The 8443-nt window shown below is 73.1% G+C and carries 7 protein-coding genes; 3 read left to right on the top strand and 4 right to left on the bottom strand.

Features of this window, described 5'->3' with window-relative positions; genetic code table 11:
• Positions 1–503 (top strand): transposase (locus tag FVA95_RS26580; protein ID WP_193564430.1); only part of this gene is annotated, 503 nt, incomplete at its 5' end.
• Positions 504–553: 50 nt separating this feature from the next.
• Positions 554–913 carry a hypothetical protein gene (locus FVA95_RS26575; protein WP_149666569.1) on the top strand — a complete coding sequence of 120 codons (360 nt, stop codon included), beginning with the start codon at positions 554–556 and terminating at the stop codon, positions 911–913.
• Here the strand turns inward: FVA95_RS26575 and mobF are convergent.
• From mobF to FVA95_RS26555, 4 genes are all read right to left on the bottom strand, one after another.
• Entirely contained in the window at positions 889–5274 is a 4386-nt protein-coding gene (gene mobF, locus FVA95_RS26570) for a MobF family relaxase (RefSeq protein WP_240051752.1), read from the bottom strand. The two genes, FVA95_RS26575 and mobF, sit on opposite strands and share 25 nt — an antisense overlap.
• Before the next feature lie 232 nt (positions 5275–5506).
• Positions 5507–6397, bottom strand: coding sequence for a hypothetical protein (locus FVA95_RS26565; RefSeq protein ID WP_149666567.1), 891 nt, complete (start codon positions 6395–6397; stop codon positions 5507–5509).
• Positions 6394–7386 (bottom strand): hypothetical protein, encoded by a 993-nt coding sequence (locus FVA95_RS26560; RefSeq protein ID WP_149666566.1) that lies wholly within the window; start codon positions 7384–7386, stop codon positions 6394–6396. Before FVA95_RS26560 ends, FVA95_RS26565 begins: the two co-directional genes overlap by 4 nt.
• Positions 7387–7409: 23 nt before the next feature.
• Entirely contained in the window at positions 7410–8072 is a 663-nt protein-coding gene (locus FVA95_RS26555; protein WP_149666565.1) for a hypothetical protein, read from the bottom strand.
• A gap of 154 nt (positions 8073–8226) precedes the next feature.
• Between FVA95_RS26555 and FVA95_RS26550 the strand changes: the two genes are divergently transcribed.
• A partial coding sequence (locus FVA95_RS26550) for a sigma factor-like helix-turn-helix DNA-binding protein (protein WP_193564260.1) occupies positions 8227–8443 on the top strand: 217 nt, incomplete at its 3' end.

The following is an 8443-nucleotide window of genomic DNA, read 5'->3' as shown; positions in this document are numbered from 1 at the left end:
TGGAGAACGTGTGGCCCCAGGCGATCGTGCAGACCTGTGTCGTGCACCTGATCCGCAACTCACTGCGCTTGACTTCACGGCGTGACACCGACGCCGTCAAACGCGCCATCCGAGCTATTTACACCGCGTCCACCGCCGATGCCGCTGCAGCCGCGCTGGATGATCTCGATGACGAGTGGGGGCGAGCCTATCCGGCGATGATACGTTTGTGGCGTAACGCCTGGACCGAGTTCATGCCGTTCCTCGACTACGACATCGAGGTCCGGAGGGTGATCTGTACGACGAACGCGATCGAATCGTTGAACGCCCGCTACCGGCGAGCAGTCCGAGCGCGAGGGCATTTCCCCAGCGAGCAGGCCGCGATGAAATGTCTGTACCTTGTCACCCGCAGCCTCGACCCGACCGGACGAGGCCACACCCGATGGATGATGCGCTGGAAGCCAGTCCTCAACGCCTTCGCCATCACTTTCGGTGACCGCTGGCCGGGCGCCGAGCACTACTGACAACATCGCCGGAACCACCGTTCTCGTTACAGACCCGACGGGGGCTCGTCGTGGTCGAGGTGCTGCGGGTCGGTGAGCACGTGGTGCGGTGGAATCCGGCCGAGCTGGTGCAGACCGGGCCCCGCGCGGACGGCTGTCCGGTCGTGACGGCGTCGTGGGGTCCGGCGCAGCGGATACCGGGCGGGCGGCTGCCGGCGCCGGTGGCCGCGGCGCTGGAGCTGTGGCGGTCACCGCGGACGTGGTCGGCGATGGAGATCGCCGAGACGTACCTCGACATGGAGGACGACGGCTATCACATGGCGTGGCCGGTGCGCCCCGAGGACGAGTCGCCGCAGCGGTGGCCGCTGTGGCGGGCCGTCGTCGAGGCGATCGTGCCCGATCCGGGTCAGCCCCAGCGCTCGGCGTCGTAGCCCTCGCTGTCCTCCGTCTCATCGGCGTACGGGTCGTCTCGGTGGTGGTCGACGTCGCGGGCCTCGGGGGTGTCGAGGCCGGCCTCGTAGACCTCCTGGGCCTGGATCTCGTCCAGGGCCCGGCGGGCGCGGGTGACCGCGTCCTCGGACTCGGCGGTGGTCGGGACCCGGACGTCGTCCTCGTGCCGCTCCCGCGGCTCGACCGCGGCGGTCTCGCGCAGGTCCGCAACCGCGGTCTCCAGGACCGGGCCGTCGTCGAGGGCCCGGCGCTCGTCGACGGGGCCGTCGTCGAGGTCGTGCTCGGTGATCGGGCGGTGCTCGTCCTCGGCGCGCATGGCCTCGTCGTGGGCGGTGAGCCATTCGTCGGCGGTGACCCGCTCGTCGGGGGCGTCGCGGTCGCTGTTGCGGTGCGCGAGCGCGATCACCGCGCGGTCGTGCTTGTCCCGGTCGACGGCGGTGCGCAGTAGCCAGCGTCCGCGGGCGGCCTCGACCTCCTCCAGCTCGCCGGTGCGCCGGTCCAGCTCGGCGGCGAGGGCGGCGGCGCCGTCGGCGGCGTGGCGCAGCTCGGCGGCGCGGGCCGGGTCGGTGGTGGCGTCGGCCTCGGCCCTGTGAAGGGTCGCGGCGGCGCGGTGGTGTTCGGCGGCCTGGCGGGTTCCGGCGAGTTCGTTGGCGACGTAACGCGGTGCCCACGCCTGCTGCCGCTCGTAGGCACGCACCCGCACCCTCAGTGCGCCGTCGGACAGCTCGAACTCCTCCCGATCCGCGCGGGGCCGACCCAGCGCCTCCCACCCGGCGCAGTACGCCGCGTGGTGCTCCACCATCCCCGGCTTCGGTGCGGCGCCGAGCACGTCGAGGGCCTCGGCGGGGCCGGTCTCGGTCGCGTCGGTGTCCTCGCAGCCGGTCAGAGCGCGGCAGGCCGCGACGGCGCCGGCCTTGCGCTCCCACTCCGCGCGGGCCTCGGCGTCGTCCCGGTCGGGGACCTCGCCGAGCAGTTCGGTCGCCCAGTGCGGCGGCTCGGCCGCAGCCTGGGAGCCCAGTTCGGCGGTGCGCTGGTCCAGGTGCTCGGCGAGCCGGTCGAGGTAGCGGGTCATCTGCGGGTCGTCGAGCTGCGGGACCCGGTCCGCCCAGGTGCCGACGTCGGGTTCGAACCGCTGCCGGTCGCGTAGACGGGCATGGATGACGTTGGTGAGGTTGCGAGCGCCAGTGAGTGGCTGGCCGGTGATCGTGGCGTGCAGCGTGGCGTAGGGATCGGCGCCGGAGACCTCGGCTCGGCGCAACGGCCGGGTCAGCGACGTCGAAGCATCCTCGGCGGCGAGCTGGTCACGCTGCTCGACGGTCAGCGCGCCGGTGTCGGTGAGCCGGTCCAGCCACGTGCTCGTGCGGCGCACCGACGCCTGATGGGCGGCGTCGGCGAACAGCTCGGCCGCGACGGGGATCGACTCGGCCCACCGGGCGGAGTCCTCGGCGATGGTCAGGGCGGAGCGGTCGGGCTCGGCCAGCTCCAGTGCGGTCGTCAGGACGGCCTTCGGGGAGCGGTGCAGCTGGTGGAGGTCGCTGCCGTCGGCGGCGTCGGGTAGCTCGGTCACGGTGGCGACGTGGGCGGTGTTGGCGTCGGTCCCGCGGGTCAGCCCGACCAGGACGGCGGCGTGGTCGGTCCGGTCGGTGACGACCGAATGGCAGGTCGTCACCGTGGCGCCTTGCCCGCAGTAGCGGGTCCCCGCGTAGCCGAGCGCGAGGTCGTCGGCGACGTACCGGGGCGAGAGCACCATCCGCTCCCCCACCCCATCGCCATCGCTGTCGCGGGTGAGGTCGGTGGTGACGTCCAGGCCGCCGTCGTCGCGGACTGCGAGGACGCGGAACCGTTCACGGGTGTGCGGGGCGCGGGCGTTGCCCTCGTAGCCTGCGAGGTCGTGGCCGATCGCGCGGGCCTCGACGACGTCGCCGACCCCGGCGTACGCGCCGGTCCGACCGAGCCGCACACCCTGCTCGGCGACCAGGCCGAGGTCGACGAGCTGGGAGCGCAGCTCGGAGGACAGCCGGTCGGCCTGGTCGTTGGTGTCGACCAGCAGCAGCGACGGGGTGCCCTTCAGGGTGTCGGCGAGCCAGGCGCGGGCGGCGGCGGTCTCGGCGGCGGTGACGTCGCCGCAGTCGATCAACCGGCCGTGGCGGTGGTAGTCGTCCAGGACCTCGGCGTCGCCCTCGCGCAGCCGTAGCGACGCCTCCCGCTCCCATTCCTGAGTGAAGCGGCGGGCCTCGTTGAGCTCGTAGCGCGCCCCGCCCGCACGGGCGATCAAGTCCATGCCGCCGCCGGCGCCGATCGCGGCGAGCTGGCGCGGGTCCCCGACCAGCAACAGCTTCGCCCCCGCCGCATCCACATGCGCGTGGATCGCGGCCAGGGCGGGGGTGTCGGTCATCGCCGACTCGTCCACCACCACGATGTCCCCGGCGTGCAGCCGGAACCCCAGATCCGTGTCATCGCGGGGCCGGCCGGCAGCGAGCCGGTCCTGCGTGGCGAGCCATGCGGCGATGTTGCGAGCGGTCAGGCCCTGCTCGGCCAGCACCGACGTCGCCGCCTGCGCGGTAGCGAGCCCGAACACCCGCCGCGCCGGACCCCCGCCGGTGAGGTCGGGGTCGGTCCAGGCCCGCGCCATCATCCCGACCGTGAACGACTTGCCCGTCCCCGGCGGACCGACCAGGGTCTCGACCCGGGCCCCCGAGCCGAGGACGCCGCGCACGGCGGCCTCCTGCGCGGCGCCCAAGCGGGTGCCGTCGGCGGCCAGGCCGGTCAGGAACCGGTCGATCACCGCGTCGGGCAGGCGCTCGCCGTCGTGACGCCCGGCGGCCCCGGCGAGGATCCGCTCGGTGTGCACGTGCCCGGTCGTGGCGTAGAGGGTGGCGCCGGGGGCCTCGAACGCCGACTCGCCGTTGGCCAGCTTGTACTCATCCGGCAGAACGTCGGCCGCGGGACGTTTGGTCTGCACGCTGGCCAGGTCGGCGGTCATGGCCTCGTCGGCGAGGATGTCGAGGAGCTTCGCGATCTGCGTGCCGTCGCTGATCCCGAGGTGGTCGGGCAGCGCGCTGTTCAGCGCGCGGATGAGGTCCGGGCGGGTCCACACGGTCCGGGAGTTCTGCACCTCGGCGAGCGCAACGGACACGACCTCGGCCGGGGACCACTGCATCGGCGCGACCTCACCCGGACGGGCGGCCAGAGCCGTGTCGGCGATCCCGGCCAGGCCGCCGGCGATCTCGGCGTCCATCCGGGCCGCGACCCGGTCGAGCAGATCCTCACGGGTCTCACCCTGGTGTGACTTACGGGCCCGGGTGGCCAGGGTGGCCTGCTGGGCGAGGCGTTCGAGCTGATAGCCATTCGGGGCGTGCCCGTAACGGGTCTCAAACGCCTCGACCAACTCAGCGGTCTTCGCGGTCACCTTGTGCCTCCGTGTCGAGATCAGGCTCATCGCCTGCTCGGACACCCCGACGACCTCGCGGCCCTTGCCGTCCGGGCGGGTCGCCATCACCAGTCCGAGCGACGCCGTGATCCGCTCCTCGGTCGTCCGCTCCGCGACCGCGGCGGCGGCCGGGCGCCAGCGGTGCAGGCTCCGCCCGTCGACGGTGCGCCACACACCGTCCGGGCCCTCGACGCGGTTGAGGATCGTGTTGTGGACGTGCAGCTGCGGATCCCGGTCCCGGGAGTCGTGCTGGAAGAACGACGCCACGGTGAACGCGTGCGCGTCGGCATAGCGGCCGGCGGCGCCGCCGTGGTGCCCGACCCGGGTGTAGCCGGCCTTGTCCTGCAGCAGCTCCAGCGCGGCGTTGTTCCCGGCCCAGATCGCGTCCTCGACCGCCGTGCGGAACTCGCCCCACGCCGCGGCGGTGGCCTCGTCCCCGGCCTGACGGGCGGCGACCTCGCGGGCCTCGAACGCGGTGTGCAGCAGCGTCACCGACTTCTGCACCGAGAACGTGGCGTCGTAGAACGCGACGTTGTGCCGAGCCTTCTGTCCCGCCTCCGTCCGGAGCTGGGCACGGCGTTCCGCCGAGGCGTCCGGCTCGCGCTCCAACGCGGCGGCATAGATCTCGTCCTCGGACAAGTACCTGCGTCCGGTGTGTCCCAACGTCGGGACGCTGTCCCACCGGGACGGGTCATGGAACGCGGTGTCCCGCGGGTCGAGGAACCGCTCGTAGACCGCGCGCATGTCCTGGGCCTCGACCAGGCCGTGCAGGCCGAGCTTCTCCGCCCCGGCGCCCCACCAGCGCCCCGGCGGCTCCCCGTCGGCGACGGCGCCGGTGTAGTAGTTCTCCCGCCCGGTCGCGACCTCCTTGAGTAGGTACTCGGGGCTGTAGCCGTTGACGATCCTCAGCACCGCGGCCACCCCGCGACGGCGGCGAGCCGGTCCGCGCGGGTCTGCGCGGCGGGTGTGGGGGTTACCGGGAGGCCGGAGGCCGGCCCGGCCCCGCGGATCGTGATGCAAGGGTGTGCTGGCTTTGATCTTGGGGTGCTCCTGCTCCGTTCGGTGTAGTCGTTCTCGGTTCTGGTCTTGTGGTCAGTCGCGGTCCTGCTCGTGTTGCTCGCGTAGGTGGTTTCGCTGCTGGTGCTCATCGCTGGGTCCTGTTCTGGGGCTCGTCGGGGACGAGGTGCAGGCCGTTCGCGGCCTGGGCGGGGGCGTCGCGGAGCTGTTGGAGTGCTCGGGCGGCGGTGCCCCGGCCGACCTCGGCCATCTGCTGCAACTCCCGGACGGTGGGGAGGTCGCCGTGGTGCTGGCGGTGGGCCTGGGCGGTGGTGCGGGCGCGCTCCTGCGCGCCCGCAGCCGACCCGCCTGTCCCATCAGCACCGGAGTTATCCGGCCGGACGGCGGCGCGCGGGGCCGGGTGGGACACCGGCCGGGGCGGGCCAGGGATCACCGGACCCTCCAGCGCAGGCGGGACACCCGCACCGCGTCCCACGGTGTCTGGGCGTTCCACCGGTGTCCGGTCGCGCTGCGGGACGGTGATGGTCGCCGGTATCCGCGGCGCCGCCGCGGCGTCGGGCTCGGTCCGCGGTTCTGTCGCAGCGGGTAGGGCGCCGTTGTCGGTGGGGTTCTCGGCGAGGAGGTAGAGCAGGTGCGCCACGACGGCGGCGGCGACCGCGGGCCAGGCCCCGACGCCGAACCGCAACACCGCATCCGCCTCGACCGGCGCCGCGCCGGGTGCCGGGGCGGGCCCGGCCAGGAACACCGCCTGCGCCAGCCCCGAAAGCCCGGCAGCGACGATCACCACACTCCAGGCGTAGCGGGCCGCGCCACCGCTTAGGCGGGCGGTCGCGGTGTAGGCGACCAGCGCGAGCCCATCGGTGATTAGCGGGTAGATCCACGCCACCGCAACCGGCACCCGCGCGGCGACGGCGACCTCGAACAGGCCATGCGCGGTCGCCACCGCAGCACCGATCGCCACGGCCAGACCGGGAAGCCACAACACCACCCGCGACCGAGTAGAAGTCTGGGTGCTCATCGCTGGTTCTCCTCCCCGTCCTCGGCCGCGGTGTCATGCCAGCGCTCGCCCCCACTGCCGTCGTCGTTCTGCTCGGCGTCCTCGATCAGGTCGAGGCGGACCTCGGCCAGCGCACGCCGGGCCTGCTCCAACGGATCAGGCACCTCCTGAACCGCACCGTCGGCGCCGGCACGCGAGTCGGTGTCCGCGGCGGGTGGCGGGGGCTCGCCCGGGTCGTCGACCGGGGTGTCCTCGTCGCCGCCCTCATCGCTGCCCTGGTCGCCGTCGGCGTCACCGTCGTCGGCTCGGTAGTCGCTCTCGCGGTCGCGGTGGTGGTCGTCGTGGACGTCGGTGACGATGAGATCGAGGTCGTCGGCCTCGTCGAACTCGGCCTCCCACCGCTCCCGCTTACCCGCGGTGATCTCATCGAGGGCCTGGGCCAGGACGTCGAGATCGGGGTCACGGATCCGGTGCGCATCCTGGTACTGCGGCCAGTTGGCCAGCACCCGGCCGTTGACATCACAGCCAAGCACCGCCGAGGGCCGGGTCTCCTCGGCGACCGTGTCCTCTGCAACCGTGTCGTCCTGCACAGCCGTGTCGCCGTCGGCCATGGTGTCGGTGTCGGTGTCGTCCTCGACCGCGGTTGGCCTGTCGTCGAGTACCGGTGACTCGCTGGGCGGGGCGGCGGTCCGCTCGTAGAGCTCGAACCACTCGGGGACCGGGATGTCGTCGAACGGGTCGGCCCGGATCAGGCCGGCGCGCTCCACCAGCGCGGCGCTGTCGACCCGCCTACCCCGCATCGCGTCCCGAATACCGTCCGAGGCCTCGACGACCAGGCCGTACAGCTCGCGGGAACGGGCGTGGCCCACCTCGATGTCGCGGGCCGCGGTAGCCAACACATCCCGGTCACCCCGCGCATCGGCCACCGCTCGGCGGGCACGGTCCAGCTCCTGGATGTTCTCCTCGTGGGCACGGGCGACCTCCCGCATCGCCGCGTGTGCTGCGCGCAACCGAGCCCAATACCCTCCCCCGCTCACAACCCACCCCCGCCATCAGCAGGGGCAGGCTCCGGCGCGGCGCTGTCGCGGCCACTGGCCCACCACCGCGCGATCAACTCGGTGTGGTCGGTGCCCGGGACCGGGACCGGCGCCCCCGCCGGGGCGTTCCAGCCGGGGCGGGTCTGGTGACGCTCGATCGAGCACGACCCGGCCTCCTTCCGGATCCGGTTGACCACCCCAGGCCGTTGCCGGTCGTGCCAGTCCCCCGCCGCACCGACCGACGCCGCCGGCCCCTGATAGGCGGCCAGCCAGGCGTGCATCAGCCACAGCAGCTCCTCGACGACCTCGGGATGCCACAACCAGCACTCGGGCAGCACCTTCACCGCATCCGGGTAACGCAGGAACACCGCCTGCAACCAGCCACACAACTCATCGAGCAACCGCCGGGTCTCACCGATGTCGCCCGGGGCCAACAGCCACGACGGCGCCGCCGGAATCCGCCGGCGCGCAGTCACCGCCGCGAGTGCCTCCGACAGCTGACCGACCAGACGGCCGAGCTGATCGACCCGCTCCGGGACCTGCTCCAACCCGTCCACGACCCGGCGCAGAGCGTCGACCTCGCGGGCCAGCGCCGCCAGCACGGGGTCAGCGCCATGGAGGCCGGGGCGGCCGGTCTCGGGATGTTCGGGGGCGTTCACCGCTCCCACCCCTGCGCATCGACTGCCCCGTCGACCGTGCTGTCGTCGGCCAGCGGCCAGCCGGCGGAGTGAGGGTCGTCGTTGTCGACGACGGCCTGAGACTGACCCCCTGACGTCGGATTGGGATTGACCCCTTCTGGGCGACGCTGAGGGGGTGTTGTCGGTGGAGGACTGGTCCGAGATCCGTCGTCTGCATCGGGCGGAGGGTGTCCCGATCAAGGAGATCTCCCGCCGGCTGGGAGTCGCGCGGAACACGGTGCGTTCGGCGCTGCGGGCGCCGGGCCCACCGCGGCGGGAACGGGGCCCGCGGGGTTCGCTGGCTGATGCGGTCGAGCCGCAGGTGCGGGCTCTGTTGGCGCAGTTCCCGCGGA

This window comes from Pseudonocardia sp. EV170527-09, assembly GCF_008369905.1.
Classification (GTDB): Bacteria; Actinomycetota; Actinomycetes; order Mycobacteriales; family Pseudonocardiaceae; genus Pseudonocardia.
Note: the sequence above shows the minus strand (reverse complement) of the source record. Positions and strands in the feature narration are given on the sequence as shown.